Annotated in this window: 21 protein-coding genes and 1 tRNA gene; 20 read left to right on the forward strand and 2 right to left on the reverse strand. The window is 70.4% G+C overall.

The genetic code is table 11. The features are described 5' to 3' along the window. The first annotated feature begins 43 nt into the window (after positions 1-43). The 12 genes from ilvD (at position 44) to serA (ending at position 15,374) form a co-directional block, all read left to right on the forward strand. Complete coding sequence (gene ilvD / locus AC3A46_RS01840) at positions 44-1,762, forward strand: dihydroxy-acid dehydratase (protein ID WP_487663542.1); 1,719 nt, start codon at positions 44-46, stop codon at positions 1,760-1,762. 47 nt (positions 1,763-1,809) lie between these two features. Continuing rightward, entirely contained in the window at positions 1,810-3,615 is a 1,806-nt protein-coding gene (locus AC3A46_RS01845) for an acetolactate synthase large subunit (protein WP_487663543.1), read from the forward strand. A 3-nt stretch (positions 3,616-3,618) separates the two neighbouring features. Beyond that, positions 3,619-4,128, forward strand: a complete 510-nt coding sequence (gene ilvN, locus AC3A46_RS01850) for an acetolactate synthase small subunit (protein ID WP_045297961.1) — start codon at positions 3,619-3,621, stop codon at positions 4,126-4,128. Between the two features lie 92 nt (positions 4,129-4,220). Beyond that, positions 4,221-5,246, forward strand: coding sequence for a ketol-acid reductoisomerase (gene ilvC / locus AC3A46_RS01855; protein WP_487663544.1), 1,026 nt, complete (start codon positions 4,221-4,223; stop codon positions 5,244-5,246). Between the two features lie 172 nt (positions 5,247-5,418). Next, positions 5,419-7,254 (forward strand): 5'-nucleotidase C-terminal domain-containing protein, encoded by a 1,836-nt coding sequence (locus AC3A46_RS01860; protein ID WP_487663545.1) that lies wholly within the window; start codon positions 5,419-5,421, stop codon positions 7,252-7,254. 118 nt (positions 7,255-7,372) lie between these two features. After that, positions 7,373-7,579: a hypothetical protein gene (locus tag AC3A46_RS01865; RefSeq protein ID WP_487663546.1), complete on the forward strand. Its 207-nt coding sequence runs from the start codon at positions 7,373-7,375 to the stop codon at positions 7,577-7,579. A gap of 82 nt (positions 7,580-7,661) precedes the next feature. Further along, positions 7,662-8,378 (forward strand): copper homeostasis protein CutC, encoded by a 717-nt coding sequence (locus AC3A46_RS01870; protein ID WP_487663547.1) that lies wholly within the window; start codon positions 7,662-7,664, stop codon positions 8,376-8,378. Positions 8,379-8,457: 79 nt separating this feature from the next. Then, positions 8,458-11,703, forward strand: coding sequence for a lamin tail domain-containing protein (locus AC3A46_RS01875; protein WP_487663548.1), 3,246 nt, complete (start codon positions 8,458-8,460; stop codon positions 11,701-11,703). Positions 11,704-11,783: 80 nt separating this feature from the next. Beyond that, entirely contained in the window at positions 11,784-12,638 is an 855-nt protein-coding gene (locus AC3A46_RS01880; protein ID WP_487663549.1) for a peptidoglycan-binding domain-containing protein, read from the forward strand. A 75-nt stretch (positions 12,639-12,713) separates the two neighbouring features. Further along, entirely contained in the window at positions 12,714-13,259 is a 546-nt protein-coding gene (locus AC3A46_RS01885) for a DNA polymerase III subunit gamma/tau (RefSeq protein WP_487663550.1), read from the forward strand. After that, complete coding sequence (locus AC3A46_RS01890) at positions 13,256-13,630, forward strand: bacitracin resistance protein (RefSeq protein ID WP_487663551.1); 375 nt, start codon at positions 13,256-13,258, stop codon at positions 13,628-13,630. Before AC3A46_RS01885 ends, AC3A46_RS01890 begins: the two co-directional genes overlap by 4 nt. Before the next feature lie 139 nt (positions 13,631-13,769). Beyond that, positions 13,770-15,374, forward strand: a complete 1,605-nt coding sequence (gene serA, locus AC3A46_RS01895; RefSeq protein ID WP_387136794.1) for a phosphoglycerate dehydrogenase — start codon at positions 13,770-13,772, stop codon at positions 15,372-15,374. Positions 15,375-15,400: 26 nt separating this feature from the next. On the opposite strand, the gene AC3A46_RS01900 is transcribed toward serA, so the two are convergent. After that, complete coding sequence (locus tag AC3A46_RS01900; protein WP_487663552.1) at positions 15,401-15,946, reverse strand: TetR/AcrR family transcriptional regulator; 546 nt, start codon at positions 15,944-15,946, stop codon at positions 15,401-15,403. A 63-nt stretch (positions 15,947-16,009) separates the two neighbouring features. Between AC3A46_RS01900 and AC3A46_RS01905 the strand changes: the two genes are divergently transcribed. The 5 genes from AC3A46_RS01905 to AC3A46_RS01925 all read left to right on the forward strand — a co-directional run bounded on the left by AC3A46_RS01905 (position 16,010) and on the right by AC3A46_RS01925 (position 21,954). Next, positions 16,010-17,551, forward strand: a complete 1,542-nt coding sequence (locus tag AC3A46_RS01905; protein ID WP_487663553.1) for an MFS transporter — start codon at positions 16,010-16,012, stop codon at positions 17,549-17,551. Positions 17,552-17,558: 7 nt separating this feature from the next. Further along, positions 17,559-18,611 (forward strand): 3-isopropylmalate dehydrogenase, encoded by a 1,053-nt coding sequence (locus AC3A46_RS01910; protein ID WP_487663554.1) that lies wholly within the window; start codon positions 17,559-17,561, stop codon positions 18,609-18,611. Between the two features lie 61 nt (positions 18,612-18,672). Beyond that, a complete protein-coding gene (locus AC3A46_RS01915; RefSeq protein ID WP_487663555.1) occupies positions 18,673-19,779 on the forward strand; it encodes a branched-chain amino acid aminotransferase in 1,107 nt (368 codons plus the stop codon). Positions 19,780-19,892: 113 nt separating this feature from the next. After that, on the forward strand, positions 19,893-20,660 hold the full coding sequence (locus tag AC3A46_RS01920; RefSeq protein WP_487663556.1) for a fumarylacetoacetate hydrolase family protein: 768 nt from the start codon (positions 19,893-19,895) through the stop codon (positions 20,658-20,660). Next, entirely contained in the window at positions 20,653-21,954 is a 1,302-nt protein-coding gene (locus AC3A46_RS01925; protein ID WP_487663557.1) for an MFS transporter, read from the forward strand. Before AC3A46_RS01920 ends, AC3A46_RS01925 begins: the two co-directional genes overlap by 8 nt. A gap of 53 nt (positions 21,955-22,007) precedes the next feature. Here the strand turns inward: AC3A46_RS01925 and AC3A46_RS01930 are convergent, their stop codons facing one another. Next, the gene (locus tag AC3A46_RS01930) at positions 22,008-23,075 is read right to left on the reverse strand and encodes an aminotransferase class V-fold PLP-dependent enzyme (RefSeq protein WP_487663558.1); all 1,068 of its coding nucleotides are present in this window, start codon (positions 23,073-23,075) and stop codon (positions 22,008-22,010) included. Positions 23,076-23,156: 81 nt separating this feature from the next. Here AC3A46_RS01930 and AC3A46_RS01935 point away from each other — a divergent pair, with 81 nt between their 5' ends. From AC3A46_RS01935 to AC3A46_RS01945, 3 genes are all read left to right on the forward strand, one after another. Continuing rightward, positions 23,157-24,128, forward strand: a complete 972-nt coding sequence (locus AC3A46_RS01935) for a LysR family transcriptional regulator (protein WP_487663559.1) — start codon at positions 23,157-23,159, stop codon at positions 24,126-24,128. A gap of 10 nt (positions 24,129-24,138) precedes the next feature. Beyond that, positions 24,139-25,668: a glutamate--tRNA ligase gene (gene gltX / locus AC3A46_RS01940; RefSeq protein WP_487663560.1), complete on the forward strand. Its 1,530-nt coding sequence runs from the start codon at positions 24,139-24,141 to the stop codon at positions 25,666-25,668. Positions 25,669-25,737: 69 nt separating this feature from the next. Further along, a tRNA-Gln gene (locus AC3A46_RS01945) sits at positions 25,738-25,812 on the forward strand. The last annotated feature ends 74 nt before the right edge of the window (positions 25,813-25,886 follow it).

A 25,886-nucleotide genomic window follows, 5' to 3' on the forward strand; every position in this document is an offset into this window, starting at 1 on the left:
CACTCGGGGCGAGCGGGTCGTGACACGGGAATACACTGAGTCAATGGCCCAGCCCGATTCGCTCGCTGACAACTCCATCGACATCAAGCCCCGCAGTCGCGTCGTCACCGACGGCATCGAAGCCACGACGTCGCGCGGCATGCTCCGCGCCGTCGGCATGGGCGACGCGGACTGGGACAAGCCGCAGATCGGCATCGCCTCGAGCTGGAACGAGATCACCCCCTGCAACCTGAGCCTCGACCGGCTCGCGCAGGGCGCCAAGGAGGGCGTGCACGCCGGCGGCGGCTATCCGCTGCAGTTCGGCACCATCTCCGTCTCGGACGGCATCTCGATGGGCCACGAGGGCATGCACTTCTCGCTCGTCTCCCGTGAGGTGATCGCCGACTCCGTCGAGACCGTCATCATGGCCGAGCGCCTCGACGGATCGGTGCTGCTCGCCGGGTGCGACAAGTCGATCCCCGGCATGCTCATGGCGTCGGCGCGCCTGGACCTCTCGAGCGTCTTCCTGTACGCCGGCTCGATCGCGCCCGGCTGGGTCAAGCTCTCGGACGGCACCGAGAAGGACGTCACCATCATCGACTCGTTCGAGGCCGTGGGCGCGTGCCTCGCGGGCAAGATGAGCGAGGCCGACCTCAAGCGCATCGAGTGCGCGATCGCCCCGGGCGAGGGTGCGTGCGGCGGGATGTACACCGCCAACACGATGGCCTCCGTCGCCGAAGCGCTCGGACTCAGCCTCCCCGGCTCGGCCGCGCCGCCGTCGGCCGACCGCCGCCGCGACTACTTCGCGCACCGCTCGGGCGAGGCCGTGGTCAACCTGCTGCGTCAGGGCATCACGACGCGCGACATCCTCACCAAGGAGGCGTTCGAGAACGCGATCGCGCTCGCGATGGCGCTGGGCGGCTCGACCAACGTCGTGCTGCACCTGCTCGCGATCGCCCGCGAGGCCGATGTCGACCTGAGCCTGCACGACTTCAACCGCATCGGCGACAAGGTGCCGCACGTGGCCGACATGAAGCCGTTCGGCAAGTACGTCATGAACGACGTCGACCGGCACGGCGGCATCCCGGTGATCATGAAGGCGATGCTCGACGAGGGTCTGCTCCACGGCGACGCGCTCACCGTCACCGGCAAGACGCTGGCCGAGAACCTCGCCGACCTGGATCCCGACCCTGTCGACGGCACCGTCATCCACTCGTTCGACGACCCGATCCACGCCAAGGGCGGCATCACGATCCTGCACGGCTCGATCGCCCCCGAGGGCGCGGTCGTGAAGTCGGCCGGCTTCGACGCCGACGTGTTCGAAGGACCTGCCCGCGTGTTCGAGCGCGAGCGTGCCGCGATGGACGCGCTCGAGGCCGGTGAGATCGCCGCCGGCGACGTCGTCGTGATCCGCTACGAGGGCCCGAAGGGCGGCCCGGGCATGCGCGAGATGCTCGCGATCACCGCGGCCATCAAGGGCGCGGGGCTCGGAAAAGATGTACTACTCTTGACGGACGGCAGATTCTCAGGCGGCACAACCGGCCTGTGCATCGGCCACATAGCACCCGAAGCGGTGGACGCAGGTCCCATCGCCTTCGTGCGCGATGGTGATCTGATACGGGTCGATATCGCGGCTCGCACTCTCGACCTACTCGTCGACGAGGCTGAGCTTGACTCCCGCCGCTCTGGCTGGGAGCCGCTTCCCCCGCGCTATACCCGTGGCGTCCTTGCCAAGTACTCCCGACTCGTGCGCTCCGCTGCGGAGGGCGCGACCACCGGTTGAGCCTGGCTTCCGACATCCGCCTCCGACCCATTTCAGAGGAAATCACCATGTCAGCCGACACCGCCGCGGCCGTTCCCCGGCCGCCAGCCCGCACCGCCTCGACGCCCGTGCTCACGGGCGCGGAAGCGGTCGTCCGTTCTCTCGACCTGCTCGGGGTGACCGATGTCTTCGGTCTCCCGGGCGGCGCCATCATGCCCGTGTACGACCCCCTCATGGACGACGAGTCCGTGCGCCACATCCTCGTCCGGCACGAGCAGGGCGCCGGGCACGCGGCCGAAGGCTATGCCGCCGCATCGGGTCGTGTCGGCGTCGCGATCGCGACGTCCGGTCCCGGCGCGACGAACCTCGTCACCGCGATCGCCGACGCCTACATGGACTCCGTGCCGATCGTCTGCATCACCGGCCAGGTCTTCTCCACCCTGATGGGGACGGATGCCTTCCAGGAGGCCGACATCGTCGGCATCACGATGCCGATCACCAAGCACTCGTTCCTGGTGAAGCGCGCGGAAGACATCCCGGGTGCCATCGCGGCCGCCTTCGAGATCGCCGCGACCGGTCGCCCCGGCCCCGTGCTCGTCGACATCACGAAGGACGCCCAGCAGGCCGAGGCGCCGTTCGTGTGGCCGCCGAACATCGACCTCCCGGGCTACCGGCCGGTCACGAAGGCGCACGGCAAGCAGATCCAGGCTGCGGCTCAGCTGATCGCCGACGCCAAGAAGCCGGTGCTGTACGTCGGCGGCGGCGTGATCCGCGCCCGGGCCTCCGAGGAGCTCCGTTCGCTCGCCGAGACGACGGGTGCGCCCCTCGTGACCACGCTGATGGCTCGCGGTGCGTTCCCGGACTCGCACCCGCAGCACCTCGGCATGCCCGGCATGCACGGCACGGTGCCGGCGGTCCTCGCGCTGCAGGAGGCCGACCTCATCGTCGCCCTCGGGGCCCGTTTCGACGACCGTGTCACCGGCAAGGCGGCCCTGTTCGCGCCGCACGCGAAGGTCGTGCACGTCGACATCGACCCCGCCGAGATCTCGAAGATCCGCACCGCCGACGTGCCGATCGTGGGCGACCTCAAGGACGTGCTCGTCGACCTCGACGTGGCGTTCCGCGCGGTCAGCGGCGGCACCGCGCCCGACATCGCCGAGTGGTGGTCGTTCCTCGATGGGCTGCGCGACGAGTTCCCGCTCGGCTACACCCAGCCCACCGACGGCCACATGTCACCGCAGTACGTGATCCAGCGCATCGGCGAGCTCACCGGCCCCGACGGCGTCTACGCCGCCGGCGTGGGCCAGCACCAGATGTGGGCCGCGCAGTTCATCAAGTACGAGCGCCCGAACGCCTGGCTCAACTCGGGCGGCGCGGGCACGATGGGGTACTCGGTCCCGGCCGCGATGGGTGCGAAGGTCGCCGAACCCGACCGGGTCGTGTGGGCGATCGACGGCGACGGCTGCTTCCAGATGACGAATCAGGAACTCGCCACCTGCGCGATCAACAACATCCCGATCAAGGTCGCGATCATCAACAACTCGTCGCTGGGCATGGTGCGCCAGTGGCAGACGCTGTTCTACGACGGCCGCCACTCGAACACCGACCTCAACACCGGCCACGGCACGGTGCGCATCCCGGACTTCGTGAAGCTGGCGGAGGCGTACGGCTGCCTCGCGATCCGCGTCGAGAAGGAAGAGGACGTGGATGCTGCGATCCAGACGGCGCTCGAGACGAACGACCGTCCGGTGGTCATCGACTTCGTCGTGAGCGCCGACGCGATGGTGTGGCCGATGGTGCCGCAGGGCGTGAGCAACAGCTTCGTCCAGTACGCGCGGGACCACTCGCCCGCCTTCGACGAGCAGGAGGACTGAGTCATGACGAGTCACGTGCTGAGCCTCCTCGTGGAGGACAAGCCGGGTCTGCTGACGCGCGTCGCCGGCCTGTTCGCCCGGCGCGGCTTCAACATCGAGTCGCTTGCGGTGGGTGTCACCGAGGTCCCCGGACTCTCGCGCATTACCGTGGTGGTCGACGTCGACGAGCTGCCCCTCGAGCAGGTCACCAAGCAGCTCAACAAGCTCATCAACGTCATCAAGATCGTCGAGCTCGACCCCGCGGCATCCGTCCAGCGCGAGCACATGCTCGTGAAGGTGCGCGCCGACAACCAGACCCGTTCGAACGTGCTCGAGGTCGTGAACCTGTTCCGCGGCCAGATCGTGGACTACGCGCCCGACGCGCTCGTGGTCGAGGTCACCGGCGACAAGGGCAAGGTCGACGCGTTCCTGCGCGCGCTCGAGCCCTTCGGCATCAAGGAGCTGGCGCAGTCCGGCCTCGTCGCCATCGGCCGCGGCGGCAAGAGCATCACCGAGCGCGTGCTGCGCGGCTGACATACCCTCCGAGCGTTTCGTCTCTGCGTTTCGACGCGCAAGCTCGCTCAACGAACAACAACGACCGAAATCAATCAAGGAGAAACACGAAGATGGCTGAGATCTTCTACGACGCCGATGCCGACCTGAGCATCATCCAGGGCAAGAAGGTGGCGATCGTGGGCTACGGCTCGCAGGGCCACGCACACGCCCAGAACCTTCGCGACTCGGGTGTCGAGGTCGTCATCGCGCTCAAGGACGGCTCCAAGTCGATCGAGAAGGCGCAGGACGAGGGCTTCGAGGTCAAGTCGGTCGCCGACGCGGCCGAGTGGGCCGACGTCATCATGATCCTCGCGCCGGACCAGCACCAGCGCGGGATCTACAACGACAGCATCAAGGACAAGCTGACCCCGGGCAAGACGCTGGCGTTCGCGCACGGCTTCAACATCCGCTTCGGCTACATCGAGGCGCCCGAGGGTGTCGACGTCATCCTCGTCGCGCCGAAGGCGCCGGGCCACACGGTGCGCCGCGAGTACGTCGCGGGCCGCGGCATCCCCGACATCATCGCCGTCGAGCGCGACGCCACCGGTGACGCCTGGGCGACCGCGCTCTCGTACGCGAAGGCCATCGGCGGCACCCGTGCCGGCGTCATCAAGACGACCTTCACCGAGGAGACCGAGACCGACCTGTTCGGCGAGCAGGCCGTCCTCTGCGGCGGTGTGTCGCAGCTCGTCCAGTACGGCTTCGAGACGCTGACCGAGGCGGGCTACCAGCCGCAGATCGCCTACTTCGAGGTGCTGCACGAGCTCAAGCTCATCGTCGACCTCATGTGGGAGGGCGGCATCGCCAAGCAGCGCTGGTCGGTCTCCGACACCGCCGAGTACGGCGACTACGTGTCGGGCCCGCGCGTCATCGACCCGCGCGTCAAGGAGAACATGCAGGCCGTGCTCGCCGACATCCAGTCGGGCGCGTTCGCCAAGCGCTTCATCGACGACCAGGACAACGGCGCCGTCGAGTTCCTCGAGCTCCGTGAGAAGGCCGCCGCCCACCCGATCGAGTCGGTCGGCAAGGACCTGCGTTCGCTCTTCGCATGGAAGCAGCAGGACGCGGACTACGTCGAGGGCTCGGCCGCGCGCTGATCCCGACCCGCTGACCGCGCCACGCGCGATCGTCACGCAGAGCCCGGTCCCGAGAGGGGCCGGGCTCTCGGCATGTACCGGGCGGGCGGAGAGGTTGCTGAGAGTTTCCTCATCCGCGAACTCTTGTCGCCGCGCCCGCGAGCGTGGTTCGATCCTCGCCATGGGAGAAAACATGCCTGATCACGCGTCTGACCGCGACCTCGGGACCACGGCGGAGAACCCGCCCCGCTCGGGTCTGAGTCGCCGCAATTTCCTCGTCGGCGTCTCCGCGGCGAGCGTGCTCGCCGCGGCCGGATGGGTGCAGTCGCCGCAGGCGTCGGCCGCACCCGGCGGGAAGTCCGTGACCATCACCGTCATGGGCACATCCGACATCCACGCCAACGCGCTCAACTGGGACTACTACAAGGACGCCGCTTACAGCGACAGCGCGGGCAACACGATCGGGCTGGCTCGCGTGTCGAGCCTGGTGAACCAGATCCGCGCTGACCGCGGGCGCGGCCGGACGCTGCTGTTCGACGCCGGCGACACGATCCAGGGGTCGCCGCTGGGCTTCTACTACGCGACCGTCGACCCGGTCACCGCATCGGGCGCGGTTCATCCGATCGCGGCCGCGTTCAACGCGATCGGCTACGACGCCGTGGCCCTCGGCAACCACGAGTTCAACTACGGGCTCGACTTCCTCGACAACTGGATCTCGCAGTTGGATGCCCCGGCCCTGGCGGCGAACGCCGTGCACGCGGGCACGACCGATCCCGCGTTCCGGCCCTATGTCGTCAAGAAGATGAACATCCCGGGCTACAAGCCGATCCGCGTCGGCGTGCTCGGCCTCACCAACCCCGGCGTCGTCCTCTGGGACAAGGCGAACGTGAGCGGACGCATCGACGTGCTCGACGTCGTGGAGACCGCCGCCCGCTGGGTGCCCGTCATGCGCGCGGAAGGCGTCGACGTGGTCGTGGTGAGCGTCCACGCCGGCGACAGCGGCCTGTCGTCGTACGGGAGCGACATCCCGGTCGAGAACGCGTCGGCCCTGCTGGCCGAGCAGGTGCCCGGCATCGACGCGGTCCTCTTCGGCCACGCCCACCAGGACGTCCCGCAGCGGTTCGTGATGAACAAGGCCACGGGCAAGCAGGTCGTCATGAGCGAGCCGAAGAACTGGGGTCAGCGCCTCAGCGTATTCGACCTCACGCTCACGATCGACCGTGGCAAGTGGGCGGTCACCGGGGCGAAATCCCTCACCGTCAACACGAACACGGTCGCCGACGACCCCGCCCTCGTGCAGGTCGTCAAGGCGCAGCACGACGCCGTCGTCGCGTACGTCAACACGCCGGTCGCGACGTCGACCGAGGTGCTCTCCGCCGCCGAGTCGTGCTGGAAAGACACTGCAATCCTCGACTACATCCACCGTGTGCAGATCGACACCGTGTCGAAGGCGATCGCAGGCACCGCCGAGGCATCCCTTCCGCTGATCTCCCTCGCGGCGCCGTTCAACCGCGCCGCGACGTTCCCGGCCGGGCAGGTCACGATCAAGGACGTCGCGGGGCTGTACATCTACGACAACACGCTGCTCGCGTCGGTGATCACCGGCGCCCAGATCAGGGACTACCTCGAGTACTCGGCGAAGTACTTCCAGCAGGTGGCACCCGACGCTCCGGTCGCGCCCGCGACCTGGACGAACGCGCTGAACACGCCCGACTACAACTTCGACCAGTTCTCGGGCGTCACATACGACATCGACATCTCCCAGCCGCGGGGCTCGCGCATCGGGAACCTCGCCTTCGGCGGGGCGCCGGTGGCGGCCGACCAGCGGTTCGTGGTGGCGATCAACAACTACCGGCAGTCAGGTGGCGGCGGGTTCCCGCATGTCGCGACGGCGCCCGTGGTCTACAACGCGCAGGTCGCGATCCGCGAGGCGATCGTGGCGTACGCCTCGGCGACGGGAGTGATCGACCCCGCGGACTTCCACGTCGAGAACTGGCGGCTGGTGCGTGCGGGAGCGCCGGCGTTCTGACCCTGGTCGCTCAGAGTCCGTTCCTTCGAGGGCGTGTCCGGCGTATCACGGCGCCGCGACCGCGACTCCCCACACACAACACTCGCCAACCCGGGCGAGGATCATGAAAGGAACGGCCATGGGCGGGAGCACCCTGACCTTCACGGCCGACCGGCTCGATCGCGAGCGGGCGGCCGCCCTGGATCGCGAGAACGAGATTCTCCGCAGCATCGCCGACCGCGGCGCGACGATCACACCCGAGAGCCCGGCGTCACGCGTCTCAGCCGGGATCGGCATGTGGTTCCGGCACCTCTTCATGAGGCCGCGGCAGCTGCGATTCGCGTGAATCCGTAGAGACCCGCCGCCCGGGAGCGCGGCGGGTCTCACCATGTCTGCGGCGGGGAGCACCGTCGGACTAGGCTCACGGCATGTCCGCACCGCGCCCTGTCGAGATCGCCGTCCAAGACCCTGCAGGGGCCCGCGCCGCGATCGCGGCCGGGGCCGCCCGTCTCGAGCTGTGCCAGGCCCTTGACGTGGGCGGGTTGACCCCATCGCTCGCGACCCTCGAGGCCGTGCTCGCAGCCGTCGACCCCGCGACCGTGAACGTGCTCGTGCGTCCTCGCGGAGGCGGCTTCGTCTACGACCCCGAGGAGGTCGCGCTCGTGGCGGCCGACATCCGCGCGTGCGTGGATCGTGGCGCGGGCGGTGTGGTCGTGGGCGCGCTGACCCCGGCGGGCGGCCTGGACGTCGAGGCGCTGCGCCGATGGCGGGATGCTGCAGGCCCCGCGACGCTCGTGTTCCACCGTGCCGTCGACGCCGCCGCCGATCCGTCCGCCGTCTTCGACGCGCTGGTGGCCGAGGGTGTCGACCGCGTGCTGACCTCGGGCGGTGCTCCGCGCTCGATCGACGGCCTCGCCATGCTGGCGGCCTTCGCGGAGCGCTCGGGAGCTGTCGAGGTGATGGCGGGCGGCGGAGTGCAGCCCGCCGATATCCCGGCACTGTTCGCGGCCGGGGTCGACGCGGTGCACCTGTCGGCGCGAGCGCGCGCGGGCCACGATGCGCCGTCCGGCCCGGGCGGCGGGTCGCCGGGCCACGACGTCACCGACCCTGCGGTCGTAGTGGCGGCCGTCGCCGCCGCCGGCTGAGGCAAGCGTCCCGCAGCCGTACACCGGATGATCGCCGCCGCGCCGGTGGCGGTTCACCTCGCCGCGTCACCGTCGAGGCGTGCGCGCCACGAAACGTGTGACCACATTCCTTGCGGCCTCCGTTCTCCTCGTCGGGGTCGCGGCCGCGGTCGGCGGTCCCGCCGGTGCGGCGGAATCGCCCCGCATCGTCACGGCGACGGGCGCGGTGTCGATCGTCGAGGTCGCGCCGGCAGGAGTTCGCGGCTCGGCTTCCGGGTTCTTCGAACTCGCGAATCCCGGCGACCGCCCGGTCGATCTCACGGGGTACGCGGTCTTCCGCTGCGACGACGAGGGGCTGCGGTCCCGCCCGTCGGATCCCGAGGCCGACCTGGGTGGAGTCATCCTCGCGGCGGGGGAGCGGCGGGCGTTCCCGACGACCCGTCTCTCTGAGCGCGGGTACGGGCTCATCGTCATCGCCCCGTCGGGCGAGACCGTCGACGCTCTCGCCGCGTACTCGGACGATCCCGCGCCGACGACGTCGGAATGCGGGGGTGCCGAGCTGCCGGTGACCACCGCGGCGGCGCTCGGCGAGAGCTGGCAGCGGGCCGGCGCGTCCGCCGACGGGCGCTGGGTGCGCGCCGTCGCGACTCCGGGCGGGCCGAACGTGCTCGCCGTGGCCGGCGACGAGCCGGTGCGGGTGTCGGAGATCGCTGCGGCAGGCCCGGCCGGGCGCAGCGACGACTTCGTCGAGCTCGAGAACGACGGGCCGGTGGTCGTGGACCTCGACGGCTGGCGGCTCTACCGCTGCACCGCCACCGGGGCCGCCCCGAGCGAGGCGCTGCAGCACGTGTTCGGCGCGAGCGCGGCGCTGCGACCGGGGGAGCGTCTGGTGATCGGCGGTCCCGGATTCGCGGAAGACGCGGACATCCGCGTCGAGGCGTCGCTGGCCGACCCCGTGCACGGTGTGCTCCTCGTCGATGCCGACGGACGCCGGGTCGACGGAGTCGGGGTGTCTTCCCGGGAGGACACCGCCTGTCAGACCGGCCGCGACAAGCTGCCCTCGACGCTGGACTACCGCACCGGGGAGAGCTGGCAGCGGCAGGCCGATGGCGGCTTCGCGACCGCGCGGCGCACGCCGGGCGCCCCGAACGCGCAGCGGTCGCCTTCGGCGGCCTCCTCGATCGCGACGGCGTTCGCGTACGACGATCGGCCGGGGGTGGCGGTGAGCGAGATCGCGACCGACCCCGACATCGACGGGGTGCCTCGGCGCAACTTCGTCGAGCTCGCGAACTTCGGAGCACGCGAGGTCGACATCTCGGGCTGGACGCTGGTCGCGTGCGGTGCTGACGGCTTCCGCAGGTTCGACCACCTCGCCGTCGTGGCTGCGGGCACGGTGCTGGGCCCCGACGACACGTGGACCGCCGCCCTCGAAGGAACACCGGCGGCCGGCACCGCCGACGCGGCGTACCCAGACCCGCTCGAGCTTGCGGGCGCGGGGGTGTGGGTGCAGGACGCGGAAGGCCGCCGCGTCGACAGCGTCGGCGTCTTCCACCGCAACGAGATGGACAGCAGCGTGGACGTCCCGAGCCCCTGCACGAAGGGACTCGCACTGTCGACCTTCGCCGTGGATCGGATGCGCGGCGAGACACTGCAGCGCGCCGCGTTCACCGGCGATGACGCGAGCGATTTCGTCCCCGCCCCCGCGACCCCGGGCGCGCTCGCCGTGCGCCGTGCGGCGTCTGCGGACGACGTGATCCGACGCGCGCTCGACGATGCCCGATCGGACGCGGTCGATGCGGCCGTCGGCCGGGCCGCGGCGGTCGCGGTCGCCCCGCAGGCCGGTGACGGCACGCCGTTGGAGGTGCTGACCGCCCACGCCGGCTCCTGGCCTTCGCCGCTCGCCACCAGGACGGCACCAGGCGAGCGGGAGGTCTCTGCCGCAGGACTGACGGCGCGCGACGACAGGTATGACCTGCCGTATGTGCGGATGCGCGTGCGGCTGCCCGACGGCGGTGGCGCCATCTCGTGGCAGGGCCGCACCGTCGGGCGGGCCGAGGTGCGGCTGTCGGTGTGGGCTCCGGCGGCCGCCGCCACGGGCCGGGCGGGATGGCGCGCCCTCGACGAAGCCGCAGGCGCAATGACGGCAGCGGATGCCGCAGCCACCGCGCCGGTGCGACTCGAGGGAGTCGTGCGCGGCGAAGAGGTCATCGGCGGCACGGTCGACCTGCTGGTGCAGGTGGTGCCGAGAACGGAGTCGGCGGCGGCCGACGCGGGCGGGATCGCCGACCCCGCGGACTACGACGTGGCTCTCGGGCACATCACCGACACGCAGTACTACTCGGAGGCGTACCCAGAGGTCTACGCGGGCGAGGTGGCGTGGCTGGCGGAGAATGCCGACGCGCGAAAGCTCGCTTTCGTCACCCACACGGGCGATCTCATCCAGAACTGGGTCGATCCGGGCCAGACGGAGGAGCGTGCCCGCCGCGAGTACGAGGTGGCATCGCGGCTGCAGGGCGTGCTGGATGCGAACGGCATCGCGAACAGCGTGCTTCCGGGCAACCACGACAACAAGCGCGGCGTGAGCAACGACCTCTTCAACGAGTACTTCGGTCCGCAGCGATATCGGGACCAGCCGTGGTTCGGCGGCTCGCTCACCGCGGACGACAACAGCGCGAACTGGTCGTCGTTCGCGGCGGGCGGCGCGCGGTTCGTGATGATCTCGCTGCCGTACGCGTACGGCGAGCGCGAGGTGGCCTGGGCACAGGACGTCGTCGCCGCCCACCGCGATGCGAACGTCGTCATCTCGACGCACGAGCATCTCATGCCGGCGACCGCCACCGACGATGCGGAGCGCTCGACAACCTCGCGGTGGGTCTCGCACGGCGATCTGCTGTGGGAGCGGGTCGTCGCGCCCAACCGCAACGTCGTGCTCGTGCTGTCGGGGCACTTCCACGGGCTCGGGGCGATCGTCACCGAGAACGCCGGGGGGATCCCCGGGCACACCGTGCTCGAGGCGCTCGCCGACTATCAGGAGTTCCGCACGCCGACGGGGGAGCGGGCGACGGGCTTCCAGCGACTGCTCCAGGTCGATCTCGCCGCGGGAGTGCTCGCGGTCGACACGTTCTCGGTGCCGCTCGGCGCCACGGCGAGTCATCCGTACGACTACACGCAGTTCCTTCCCGACGACGGCGACGCCGCGACCCCGTCCAACGAACGGCCCTGGCGCATCCTTGCGCAGGGACTGCAGCACCGCTACACCGAGGAGGACGACGCGTTCGCGGTGCCGCTGGCGCTGCAGTACGCGAAGGCGGTGGAGACGGATGCCGTCTCCACCGTGCGGGACTGAGGTATCACGGCGCGCCGGCGACGCCTCGCAAGCATGAGGGGCGGCACGTCCCCGCACTCCACCCAGATCAGAGGAGCGTCATGAACGTTGAACCATGGAGCACCGTCGGGCCGGGATCGTCAGCGGCGATCGTCCCCGGCATTCAGTACCTGCTCAGAGCGCACGGGCATGCCGTCGTCGTCGACGGCGACTACGGGCCCGCGACCGCTGCGGCCGTCTCCGCGGTCCAGAACGCGCAGGGCGTGCCCGCCGACGGCATCGTCGGACCCGTGACCTGGCCCGAGCTCGTCATCGCGGTGCAGCAGGGGTCGACCGGAGACGCCGTCCGCGCCGTGCAGCAGTTCGGGCTCGCGCGATCGCCGGGGGAGGACCCGCTGGTCGTGGACGGGGACTTCGGCCCGATCACGAAGGAACGGGTCGAGTTCTTCCAGGAGTCGTGGGGCCTCACCCTCGACGGCGTCGCCGGTCGCGAGACCTGGTCGTTCTTCAGCACGTTCATGCCGGGCGACCGGCCGTGGGCGCTCGTGAAGCAGGGGTCGTCGCAGGCCACGAACTGGCGCGTCCTCGCCGCGCAGCACCTGCTGCGTGCGCATGGCGCGACCATCGCTGCCGACGGCGCGTTCGGACCCCAGAGCGGTCAGGCCGTCGAGGTCTTCCAGCAGACGCTGCGCGCCGTGGAGATCTCGACCACGCTCGGGCAGCTGGACTGGCCGAGCCTCATCATCACCGTGAAGCAGGGTGACGGCCCGGGCGGGGCGAAGGGGGAGGCCGTGCGCGCCGTGCAGACGCTCCTCGCCGGCCTTGCCGTCGACGGCGACTTCGGTCCGGCCACCGACGCCGCGGTCCGCGAGTTCCAGCAGCTGTTCGCGCCGCCGGTCGACGGGATCGTGGGCCCGGTCACGTGGCACACCCTGATGCTGCGGCTCTTCGAATGAGCGACGCAAGCCCGGGCGCCGCGCCCACCGCGGGTGGCATCCGGGCTTGCCGGGCGGCGGCACTACGCTGAGAACGTGACGACCGGACGCGACGACGACGCCCTCACCTGGGATGGCGACGACGATCCCACGCTCGACCACGGTGCGGCCGCAGAACCGGAGGACGCGCTCGAGACGCGGCCCGCGTCGACGCCTGCCGAGCTCCCGAAGGGCTTCACCGCCGTGGGCAAGGGCAGCGAGTCGCTGGACTCCACGGATGCGCCGGCTGCGGGCTCGCTGCCCGAGGGTTCCTCCGCGACGCCCGCCGTCACTGCCGACCGCCGGCCCATGGGCAACGGCGCGCTGATCGCGTTCGGCGTGCTCGGCGGTGTCTACGCCCTCTACGCGATCGGCTGGCTCATCGGCGGTCTGCGCCTGCAGGGGAGAGCCCAGTACCTCGTGACCGACGTGATGTACCAGGGAAGCCTGTGGCTCGCCGTGCTGGCCCCCCTGCTGTGGTTCGCCACCACCCTGCTGCTCACCCGCGCCTCGCGCGCGTGGCTGCGATTCACGTGGCTCGCGGCCGGGGTCGTGCTGCTGCTGCCGTGGCCGTTCGTGATGATCGGGGCGATCGGGCAATGAGCGAGAACGTGATGGATGCTGCGTCCCCGGCCGCGAAGCGCGGCAAGACGCCCACGTGGCTCGTGGCGACGATCTCGGGCGCGGTGGGACTGTTCTACGCCTACGCCGTCTGGAACGCGGTCGGCAACCTCGTGATCACGCTTCAGACGTTCGGGGGCGCGGGTGTCACACTCAACGCCTTCGGCTGGTTCATCTGGATCTTCGCCGCGGTGTTCCCGCTGCTGGTGTGGGGCGGAGCGTTCGCGATCGGCCACCGACGGGCACCGCACGAGCTCCTCCTCGTGATGCTCACCGGCCTCGCGCTGGTGGCGGTGTTCTGGCTGAACATCGTCGCGTACACGACGCTCAACTCCGCATCCTTCCTGGGCTGAGCATGTCGCAGGCCGTCACACGGTCGGGCTCCTCCCCGCGCGGGCGGTAGGCTGGCACAGGCCTCGCCCCCCGACGGCGTGCGGCGCGGCATCCGGTTCTGCTCCGCGCGTTCGCGCACCGCCCCACTAAGGAACACCCGTGCCGAAGCCTGTCGTCCTGATCGCCGAAGAGCTCTCTCCCGCCACGATCGATGCCCTGGGTCCCGACTTCGACGTCCGCAACGTCGACGGCACCGACCGCCCGGCGCTTCTTTCGGCCCTTGCCGACGCCAACGCGGTGCTGATCCGCTCGGCGACGAAGATCGACGCCGAGGCGATCGCCGCGGCTCCCGTCCTGAAGGTCGTCGCCCGCGCCGGCGTCGGCCTCGACAACGTCGACATCAAGACGGCCACCACCGCCGGCGTGATGGTCGTGAACGCGCCGACCTCCAACATCATCTCGGCCGCGGAGCTCACGGTCGGCCACATCCTCAGCCTCGCGCGCCGCATCCCCGCCGCGCACGCCTCGCTCTCGGGCGGCGCGTGGAAGCGCAGCTCGTACACCGGCACCGAGCTCTTCGAGAAGACGGTCGGCATCATCGGCCTCGGCCGCATCGGCGCTCTGATCACCGCGCGCCTGCAGGCGTTCGACGTGCGCGTCATCGCGTACGACCCCTACGTCACGAGCGCCCGCGCGCAGCAGCTCGGCGTGCAGCTGGTCACCCTCGACGAGCTGCTCGAGCAGAGCGACTTCGTCACGATCCACATGCCGAAGACCCCCGAGACCACGGGCATGATCGGCGCCGAGCAGTTCAAGATCATGAAGCCGACCGCGTACGTGGTCAACGTCGCGCGCGGCGGCCTCATCGACGAGGAGGCCCTCCACGCCGCCCTCACCGCGGGCGAGATCGCCGGCGCCGGCCTCGACGTGTTCACGTCGGAGCCCCCGGCGGAGGGCGGCACCGCTGCGGCGCTGCTGGACCTCCCGAACGTCGTCGTCACCCCGCACCTCGGCGCCTCCACCGAGGAGGCGCAGGAGAAGGCGGGCGTCTCGGTCGCCAAGTCCGTGCGCCTCGCGCTCGGTGGCGAGCTCGTTCCCGACGCCGTGAACGTCGCGGGCGGTGTCATCGACCCGTACGTGCGCCCCGGCATCCCGCTCGTCGAGAAGCTCGGTCAGATCTTCTCGGCGCTCGCGCGGTCGCCGCTGACGAGCCTCGACGTCGAGGTGCACGGCGAGCTGCAGGGCTACGACGTCAGCGTGCTCAAGCTCGCCGCTCTCAAGGGCGTCTTCACGAACATCGTCAGCGAGACCGTGTCGTACGTGAACGCGCCGCTGCTCGCCGAACAGCGCGGTGTCGAGGTGCGCCTGCTCGTCGACGACGACAGCCCCGAGTACCGCAACGTCATCACGCTGCGCGGCGCCCTCTCGGACGGCTCGCAGCTCGCGATCTCGGGCACGCTCACCGGCCCGAAGCAGGTCGAGAAGCTGGTCGGAATCAACGACTACGCGATCGAGCTGCCGATCGAGACGAACCACGTCGTCATGCTGTACACCGATCGTCCCGGCATCGTCGCGATCTACGGCCAGAAGTTCGGCGAGGCGGGCATCAACATCGCCGGCATGCAGATCGCGCGCCAGACGGCCGGCGGCCAGGCGCTGTCGGTCCTCACGGTCGACTCGCCGGTGCCCGACGCACTGCTCGACGAGGTGAGCACCGCGATCCAGGCCGACCTGTTCCGCCAGATCGAGATCACCGAGTCCTGACTCCGCGCCCGTGAACGGGCGCCCGGTCAGGGGCGCGCGGCGCGCTCCACGAGCGCGACCAGCGCGTCGAGCGCCTGGCCGCGGGGGACCGGGCCGGGGATGGAGCCGCCCGCGAGCGCGTTGTTGAAGTAGAGTCCGTCGCTCACGAGCATCACGAGATCGAGCGCCGTGGCGTCCTTCGTGTGGGGCTGAAGCACGGCGGCCCAGTCGTCTCTGATGTGGCGCAGCGCGTCGCTCGCCGTCGCGTCGCCACCCTGTGCGAGTCGCGATGTCGCGAGGATCGCGCGGTCGATCGGGTCGTTCGCCATGACCGACGTGTGCAGGAAGTAGGCGATCGGGCCCTCCGGCGCGGACGCCATCCGGTCGACGTCGGCCTGCACGAGCGCCCGCAGCCGTTCGATGAGGGCGGCTTCGAGGGCCTCTTTGGTGCCGAAGTGGTAGAGCAGTCCGCCCTTGGAGACTCCCGCGGCCTTCGCGGTGGCGTCCATCGTCGCCGCGCGCTCGCCCTCCTCGATGAGGATCTGCTCGAAGGCATCGAGCACCTTCTCGCGGGCGAGGGGAGGGCGACTCATGGCCTCGATGGTATCGACAGGTGGCGCAGCATCCTGTTACTATACCGGCTGGACGGTATAGAAATGATGACTCTCACTCAAGAACTCTCGCTCGCGGACGCCCAGGGCCGGAAGGTCGGCTGGCGCGGCTGGGCGGCGCTGGTCGTGCTCATGCTGCCGGTGCTGCTCGTGTCGGTCGACAACACGGTGCTGAGCTTCGCGCTGCCGTCGATCGCCCTCGAACTGGGGCCCTCGAGCGCCCAGCAGCTGTGGATCATCGACGCGTATCCCCTCGTGCTCGCGGGCCTGCTCGTCACGATGGGCACGCTCGGCGACCGGTTCGGACGGCGACGGATGCTGCTCATCGGCGCGACCGGCTTCGCCGCCGTGTCCGTGCTCGCGGCTTTCGCGCCGAGCGCCGCGTGGCTCATCGCAGCCCGCGCCGCGATGGGCGTGTTCGGCGCGATGCTGATGCCGTCGACGCTGTCGCTGCTGCGCAGCATCTTCACCGACCGCGATCAGCGACGTCTCGCGATCGCGGTCTGGGCATCGATGTTCTCCGCGGGAGCGGCGCTCGGCCCGATCGTGGGCGGACTGCTGCTCGAGCACTTCTCCTGGGGCTCGGTCTTCCTCATGTCGGTGCCCGTGCTGATCCCTCTTCTGGTGCTTGCGCCGCTGCTCGTGCCCGAGAGCCGCGACCCGAAGCCCGGCCGCATCGACCCGCTCAGCATCGCGCTGTCGATGGCGACGATGATCCCGGTCGTCTACGGCATCAAGGAACTCGCGGTGCACGGGTTCACCGTCGCCGCGTGGCTGCCGATGCTCGTCGGCCTCGGCTTCGGTGTGCTCTTCGTCCGGCGCCAGCTGCGTGCCAAGACCCCGATGCTCGACATGCGGCTGTTCGGCCTCGGCACGTTCAGCGGCGCCCTGCTGGTGAACCTCCTCAGCGTGATCGCGCTGGTCGGCTTCCTCTTCTTCGTCGCGCAGCACCTGCAGCTCATCGTCGGGCTGTCGCCGATGCAGGCCGGTCTCGCACTCGTCCCGGGCCTCGCGATGATGATCCTGGCGGGCCTCGCGGTCGTGCCGATCTCGAAGAAGTGGCCTGCACGGATCGTCGTCCCGGTCGCGCTGGTGTTCTCCGTCGCGGGCTACATCGCGGTGGCGTTCGCCACCGGGCCGGACAGCATCGGCACGCTGGTCGCCGCGTTCGTCTCGCTCGGCATCGGCATCGGCGCGGCCGAGACCGTGTCGAACGAGCTCGTGCTCTCGAGCGCACCGCCCGCGAAGGCGGGTGCCGCGAGCGCCGTCTCCGAGACCGCGTACGAGCTCGGCGCTGTTCTCGGCACGACGGTGCTGGGCGGCATCCTCACGGCTCTCTACCGCACGAATCTCGTGGTGCCGGACGGTGTTCCGGATGCCGCGGCGGCGGCTGCGTCCGAGACGCTGGCGGGTGCGGTGCACGCGGCCGACCAGCTCGGCGGGGCGACCGGCGAGGCGCTCTTCGAGGCGGCGGCCACGGCGTTCGACGCCGGCGTCACGGTCACTGCGCTCATCGGGGCGGCCCTCGTGGTCGTCGCAGGGATCATCGCGGCCACTACCCTGGGAGGGTCCCGCCAGAAGTCGTAGGAGCACCATGTCGCGTGTCGTGAAGCTGGCCGTCATCCCGGGTGACGGCATCGGTCCGGAGGTCATCGCCGAAGCGGAGAAGGTGCTCGACGCCGCGACCGCGGGCAGCAGCATCCGTTTCGAGAAGACGCGGTACTCGCTGGGCGCCGCCCGCTTCCTCGAGACCGGCGACACGCTCACGGACGACGACCTCGACGCGGTCAAGACGCACGACGCGATCCTCCTGGGCGCCGTCGGGGGAGTGCCCGGCGACCCGCGGCTGAAGGACGCGAACATCGAGCGCGGGCTCCTGCTCAAGCTGCGGTTCGAGCTCGACCACTACGTCAACCTGCGTCCGTCGAAGCTGTACCCGGGCGTACCGGGGCCGCTGGCCGCGCCGGGCGACATCGACTTCGTCGTCGTCCGCGAGGGCACCGAGGGGCCGTACGTGGGCAACGGCGGATCGATCCGCACCGGCACGCCGCACGAGGTCGCCAACGAGACCTCGGTGAACACGGCCTTCGGCGTCGAGCGGGTGGTGCGCTACGCGTTCGACCTCGCCGAGCGCCGCCGCAAGAAGCTCACTCTCGTGCACAAGACCAACGTGCTCGTGCACGCCGGCGGCATCTGGAAGCGGCTCGTCGACGACGTGGCGCGGGAGCACCCCGACGTCGCCGTAGACTATCTGCACGTCGACGCGGCAACCATATTCCTGGTCACGAACCCGGGCCGTTTCGACGTGATCGTCACCGACAACCTCTTCGGCGACATCCTCACAGACCTGGCCGGCGCCGTGACCGGTGGCATCGGCCTCGCAGCCTCGGGCAACATCAACCCCGACGGCGCGTTCCCCTCGATGTTCGAGCCCGTGCACGGATCGGCGCCCGACATCGCAGGACAGCAGAAGGCCGATCCCACGGCCGCGATCCTCTCCGTCTCGCTGCTGCTCGATCACCTCGGGCTCACCGACGAGGCACAGCGCGTCACCACGGCTGTCGAAGAGGACATCGCGAACCGGGGCACCGCCGCGCGCACCACCGCGCAGATCGGCGACGCCATCGCCGGCCGGCTCCCGGCGTAACCTGGAACCGGCAAGCGCCTCTCCATCCAGCGGCTCGACCGCACGAAAGCACAGGCTCGTCATGACCCTCATCGATTCCGATCCCGACACCGGACTCGCGCCTCTCGAGTTCACCGTCAACCGCAACCTCCAGGCGAAGACCGCGGCGCAGCGCGACGAGATCCTCGCGAACCCCGGCTTCGGCACCAGCTTCACCGACCACATGGTCGACATCTGCTGGTCGGTCGGCGGCGGATGGCACCGACCACGCGTCCAGCCGTACGGCCCGCTGTCGCTCGATCCGGCCGCGGCGGTGCTGCACTACGGCCAGGAGATCTTCGAGGGCATCAAGGCGTACCGCCACGCCGACGGCTCGGTCCACACCTTCCGTCCCGATCAGAACGGCCGCCGGCTGCAGCGCTCCGCCCGTCGCCTGGCGCTGCCCGAACTGCCGGTCTCGTACTTCATCCAGTCGCTGCGCGAGCTCATCGCCGTCGATGGCGCGTGGGTGCCGTCGGGCGATGACCAGAGCCTGTACCTGCGCCCCTTCATGTTCGCCAAGGAGGCGTTCCTGGGCGTCCGACCCGCGCACAAGGTCGGCTACTACGTCATCGCCTCGCCCGCCGGCGCCTATTTCAAGGGCGGTGTGCAGCCGGTGTCGATCTGGCTCAGCGAGGACTACGCCCGCGCCGGCAAGGGCGGCACGGGTGCGGCCAAGACGGGCGGCAACTACGCCGCGAGCCTGCTGCCGCAGTCGGAGGCGTACGAGAACGAGTGCGACCAGGTCGTCTTCCTCGACCAGGATCGCAACGTCGAGGAGCTCGGCGGCATGAACGTCGTGTTCGTCTACAAGGACGGCACCATCGTCACTCCGCAGTCCGACTCGATCCTCGAGGGCATCACGCGCGACTCGATCCTGCAGCTCGCTGCCGACCGCGGGCACAAGGTCGAGGGCCGTGCCGTGTCGTTCGACGAGTGGCGGCAGGGCGTCGCGTCCGGTGACATCGTCGAGGTGTTCGCCTGCGGCACGGCCGCCGTGGTCACCCCGATCGGCGTGCTCAAGGGCAAGGACTTCCTCGACGAGCAGCCGACCGGCTCGCTCGCCCTCTCGCTGCGCGAGGAGCTCACCGACATCCAGTACGGCCGCCGCGAGGACAAGCACAACTGGCTGGTGCGCCTCGACGGCTGAGCGGCGCTCACCCCGGATCTTCTGGAGCGGACGGATGCTGCGGCATCCGTCCGCTCCGCCGTTGCGCCGGCGCCATCCGGGCCCGGGTCGGCGCTTCTCGCTAGGCTGAGCGGGTGAGGATCGCGCGCTTCAGCCACAACGACGCCATCAGATTCGGAATCGTCGACGAGGGCGAGCTGGTCGTCCTCGCGGGCGACCCGATGTTCGCCGGCTACGAGACCACGGGGGAGCGCGTGCCGCTCGCCGATGTCGCGCTGCTGGCCCCGGTGATCCCCCGCTCCAAGATCGTCGCGGTCGGCCGCAACTACCGCGACCACGCTGCCGAGCTGGGCAACGACGTGCCGACGTCGCCGATGCTGTTCTTCAAGCCGAACACGTCGGTGGTCGGCCCCGGCGACGCGGTGGTGCTGCCCAGGGGGTCGGAGTTCATCAGCTTCGAAGGCGAACTCGCCGCCGTCATCGGCCGCATCGCCAAGAACGTCTCGGCCGAGAACGCGCTCGACTACGTCTTCGGCTACACGATCGCGAACGACCTCACTGCGCGCGACTGGCAGAAGACCGACGGGCAGTGGGCGCGCGCCAAGGGCTTCGACACGTCCTGCCCCCTCGGTCCGGCGATCGAGACGGATTTCGACGTGAACGGCCCCGCCGTCATCACGACCCGGCTCAACGGCGAGGTCCGCCAGCAGGGGCCGATCAGCGACATGATCTTCTCGCTCGCCGATGTCATCGCCTTCGCCTCGGCAGCCTTCACCCTCCTGCCGGGCGACGTCATCCTCACGGGCACCCCCGCCGGCGTCGGCCAGATCAGCGCGGGCGACACCGTCGAGGTCGAGATCACCGGGCTCGGGACGCTCCGCAATCCCGCCCGCGATGCCTGAGACCGGATCAGAACCGGAGGTCGACCTCGCGCCGACGGCTCGCGAGGTCGCACGTGTCCAGCGACGCACCGTGTGGGTCCTGTCGGGCGGGCAGGTGCTCGGCGGGCTCGCGTTCGGTGCGACGCTGTCCCTGGGTGCGGTGCTCGCCGCCGAACTGTCCGGCGAAGAGGCGTTCTCGGGGCTGGCGGCGGCCGCCGTCACCTTCGGCACCGCGCTGACGGCGGTGCCGCTCGCGGCGATCGCCCGCCGCCGCGGGCGCAGGCTGTCACTGACCACGGGCATGGCCGTCGCACTCATCGGCGTCGGCCTCGTGATCTTCGCCGTCGCGCTGCGATCGTTCCCGGTGCTGCTGGCCGGATTCCTCATCATCGGCTCCGGGCAGGCCGCCAATCTGCAGTCCCGCTTCGCCGCCGCGGATCTCGCAACGGATGCCTCCCGCGGCCGTGATCTGTCGATCGTGGTGTGGGCGACCACCGTGGGCGCCGTCCTCGGCCCGAACCTCACCGGTCCCGGCGAGCTGATCGGCGGGGCGATCGGGATGCCGCCTCTGACGGGTGCGTACCTGTTCACCGTCGTCGCGCAGGCGCTCGCGATCGTCTTGTACCTGGTCGCGATGCGACCCGACCCGCTGCTGCTCGCGCAGCGCATCGTGGCCTCCGCGAAGGCGGGCAGCCGAGCGATCGCCAAGGCCGACCGGCCCGTGGCCGCGCGCTACGCGATCTTCGCGGTCGCCGCGGCCCACGGCACGATGGTCTCGGTCATGGCCATGACGCCCGTGCATCTGGCGCACCTGACGCACGAGGCGTCGGAGGCTGCGACGCTGTCGATCATCGGTCTCACGATCAGCCTGCACATCGCCGGCATGTATGTGCTCTCGCCGGTCTTCGGCATCCTCGCCGACAAGGTCGGGCGTGTCCCGACGATTCTCGTCGGTCAGGCGCTGCTCGCCGCCGCGCTGCTGACGGCGTCTTTCGGCCAGGCCTCGACGACCGCGGTGACCGTTGCGCTGGTGCTGCTCGGGCTCGGGTGGAGCGCGTCGACGGTCGGCGGCTCGACGCTGCTGACCGAGTCGTCATCGGAGGAGCTGCGCACCAGGCGGCAGGGGATCAGCGACTTCACGATGAGCATCGTCGGCGGCCTCGGCGCGATCACCGCCGGCGCACTGCTCGGCTGGATCGGCTACGGCGGGCTCGCGCTCGTCGTGATGGTGCTCGTCGCCGCCTCGGTGGTGCTCTCTCCGCTGGGCTGGCGGGCATCCGCCTCGCGAGCGCCGGAGGCCGCGCCGGGCGCCTGACCGCGGACCCGCGGGCCTCTCAGAAACGCGTCTCGACGAGGTCGGGCACGCCGTCAGTGGCCCAGCGCCGCGAGTGCGAGGTCGACGTCGTCGGCGTCGTTGAAGACGTGGAACGCCACGCGTGCGCGGCCCGAACGGCCGGATGCGGTGATCCCCGCCGCGGTCAGCCGTGCGAGGTCGCACCCGTCCAGGTCGTCCCACGTGACGATCGCCGTCGCGCGCTCCGGCTGTGCGAGGCCGAGGCCGGTGCGGAAGTCCGCAGCGAGCCCGGTCGCGTGCTCATGGAGCTCCGCAGGATCCAGCGACGCGAAGAGCTCGAGTGCCGGGGCGGCGCCGACGAAGGCCTGCCATGCCGGCGACACGTCGAAGAGGCGGGCATCGGGTGCGAGTTCGATCTCCGTGCCGTAGCACGACGACCAGGGGTCGTCACCGGCGTACCAGCCGGCGTTGAGCGGCGTCATGCGCGCACCCAGGCGGTCCGACACGGTCAGGAACGACACACCCCGCGGCGCGCAGAGCCACTTGTACGCGTGACACACGACAGCATCGAAGACGGATGCCTTGACACGCAGCCAGCCGACGGCCTGGGTCGCGTCGCACAGCGTCAGGGCATCGTGGGCGGCCGCTGCGGCGGCGATCGCCGCGGCATCCGCCACCTCCCCGGTCGCCGACTGCACCACGGAGAATGCGATGAGCGCCGTGGTCGGACGCACGTGCGCGGCCAGGTCGGCCAGCGGCGCGGTGCGCACGACGAGCCCGCGGCCGGAATGGATGAACGGCAGCACGAGCGACGAGAACTCGCCGTCGGGCACGAGAACCTCGGCGCCGAGAGGGAGCGCGGAAGCCACCATGCCCGCCGCGACCGAGGTCTGCGAGCCGATGGCCACGCGTTCGGCCCCGACGCCGACGAGCGAGGCGAACAGCGCCCGCGAGCGCTCGACCGCCGCGCAGTAGGCGGCGAGGTCGGGGCGGCCCGAGGCGGACGCGTCGAGGTCCGCCAGCACGGCGTCACGCGTCGCCCGGCTCGGCAGCCCCACCGTGCAGGCCGCGAGGTAGTCGCGGCCACCGGCGAACTCACGCCGCGCGGCGTCGAGGGCGGAGGAGGAAGCGATCGCGGGCATGCATCCAGAGTGACGGTGGCGATTGCTCATGTCTACGGCAGGTGTTCCATGCTGGACATAACAGACGCTTATGATTCAGCCATGACAGATGCGGGGGACGACGACCCGGGTTTCGACGCGCGCGAACTCCGCGTCGTGAAGGCGATCGCCGACGAAGGGTCGATCACGGGCGCCGCACTCGCTCTCGGCTACAGCCAGCCCGCGGTGAGTCAGCAGCTCAAGCGCCTCGAGCAGAGGCTCGGGGTCGCGATCGTCGAACGGGTCGGTCGCAGCGTGCGCCTCACCGACGCCGGCCGCATCCTCGCGCGGCACGCTCCCGCCGTGACGACCGCTTTGGATGCCGCCGCCGGTGAGCTCGCCGAGCTCCGCGGTCTGCGTGCCGCGCGCGTGCGCCTCGTCGGCTTCCCGTCGGCCTCGCCCACGATCGTGCCGCGCCTGCTCGCGGACCTCGCGCTGCGGCATCCGGGAATCTCCCTGACCTACGTCGAAGCGGAGCCCCCGGAGGCCGTCGAGGCCGTGCGCGAGGACCGCACCGACATCGCTCTCACCTTCAGCTATCCGGGTGACCGCGACGACCCGCACGGCTCGAGCGCCCGCGGCCTCGCGGTGCAGACGGTCGGCGCCGACGAGCTGCTCGCGGTGCTTCCTGCAGAGCACCCGGCGGCGACCGCGCAGATCATCGACGTCGCCAGCCTGGCGGACGACGACTGGATCGCCGGGTGCCCGCGCTGCCGGGGTCACCTGCTCGAGCTGTGCGGGCGCGCCGGGTTCGCGCCGCGCATCGCGTTCGAGACCGACAATTTCGTCGCCGTCGAGGGGCTCGTCGCACAGGGGATCGGCGTCGCGACGCTGCCCAGGATGGCGGTCGAGTCCTTCCCGCAGCTGCCGGGGGTCGCGGTGGTGCCGCTGCCGGCGGGGGAGCAGCGCCGCATCCACACCGTGACGGCGCGCGGTGCGGACCGCGTTCCCGCGGTGCGCGCCACGCTGAACGCCCTTGCGCAGCTCATCGCCGAGCCCTTGGCCGAGCCTGGTTCCGCAGCATCCCGCAACTAGACTCGGGGTGATGTCTTCTTCGCCTGATCCCCGCACCACGACCGCCACCGGCACCGACGTCCGCGTCCGGTTCTGCCCCTCGCCGACCGGTCTTCCGCACGTCGGACTCATCCGCACGGTGCTGTTCAACTGGGCGTACGCGCGTCACGCCGGCGGCAAGCTCGTGTTCCGCATCGAAGACACCGACGCGGCGCGCGACAGCGAGGAGAGCTACCAGCAGCTCCTCGACGCGCTCCGCTGGCTCAAGATCGACTGGGACGAGGGGGTCGAGGTCGGAGGCCCGCACGCCCCGTACCGCCAGTCGCAGCGCCACCACATCTACCGCGAGGTGCTCGACAAGCTCATCGCCGCCGGCGCCGTGTACGAGAGCTACTCGACGGCCGAGGAGATCGACGCCCGCAATGAGGCGAACGGCCGCGCGAAGCAGCTCGGCTACGACAACTACGACCGCGACCTCACCGACGAGCAGAAGGCGGCCTTCCGCGCCGAGGGCCGCGAGCCCGCGTGGCGCCTGCGGGTCCCCGACGAGGACCTCACCTACGTCGACCTGATCCGCGGCGAGGTGACCTTCCCGGCGGGTTCGTTCCCCGACTTCGTGCTCGTGCGTGCGGGCGGCGTGCCGCTGTATCCGTTCGTGAACCCGGTCGACGACGCGCTCATGGGCATCACCCACGTCATCCGCGGCGAGGACCTCATGCCGTCGACCGCCCGTCAGCTCGCGCTGTACAGCGCGCTGGTCGATGCCGGCGTCACGACGTTCATCCCGCGCTTCGCACACATGCCGCTCGTGCTGGGCGAGGAGGGGAACAAGAAGCTCTCCAAGCGCGACCCGAAGGCGGACCTGTTCCTGCAGCGCGACAAGGGCTTCATCCACGAGGGCCTGCTCAACTACCTCGCGCTCCTCGGCTGGTCGATCGGCCCCGACCGCGACGTGTTCTCCCTCGAGGAGCTCGTTTCGGCGTTCGACATCGTCGACGTCAACCCGAACCCCGCCCGCTTCGACCAGAAGAAGGCGGAGTCCATCAACGGCGACCACATCCGGATGCTGCAGCCCGCAGACTTCGCCGATCGCCTGGTGCCGTACCTGGCCGCGGCCGGGGTGGTCGCCGAGAACCCGACGCCGGCCCAGTCGGCCATGCTCGCCGCCGCCGCCCCGCTCGTGCAGGAGCGCATGCAGCTGCTCGGTGATGCGCCGGGACTCCTCGGCTTCCTGTTCACCGACACCGTCGGCTATCACGACGACGCCCTCGCCTCGCTGCCGGCGAACGCGAACGAGGTGCTGGTCGCCTCGGTCGGCGCCCTCGAGCTCGTGCCCGACTCCGAGTTCACCGCCGCCGCGGTGCAGGACGCGCTCGCCGGCGCCCTCATCTCGCCCGCGGAGGAGGGGGGCCTCGGTCTCAAGCCCCGCATCGCCTACGGCCCGCTGCGCGTCGCACTGAGCGGACGCCGGGTGTCGCCGCCGCTGTTCGAGTCGATGGAGCTGCTCGGCAAGTCCGAGTCGATCCGCCGCCTCGGAGCACTGCTCGACGCGCGCGGGTGACGGCTCGGTTTGGAGCACGTGCCGGCGTCGCGTAGACTCATTCCTCGGCACGGCTTCGGCTGACAGCCTTGGGGTATGGTGTAATTGGCAACACGGCTGATTCTGGTTCAGTTGTTCTTGGTTCGAGTCCAGGTACCCCAGCCACAACCCCTGAGTTCCCGCGGGAACCAGGGGTTCTTGCTTTTTCACGTTCCGCGGAATCCGTCGCTGTGGTCGCT

It is taken from the genome of Microbacterium sp. Soil_C_42 (assembly GCF_057656735.1).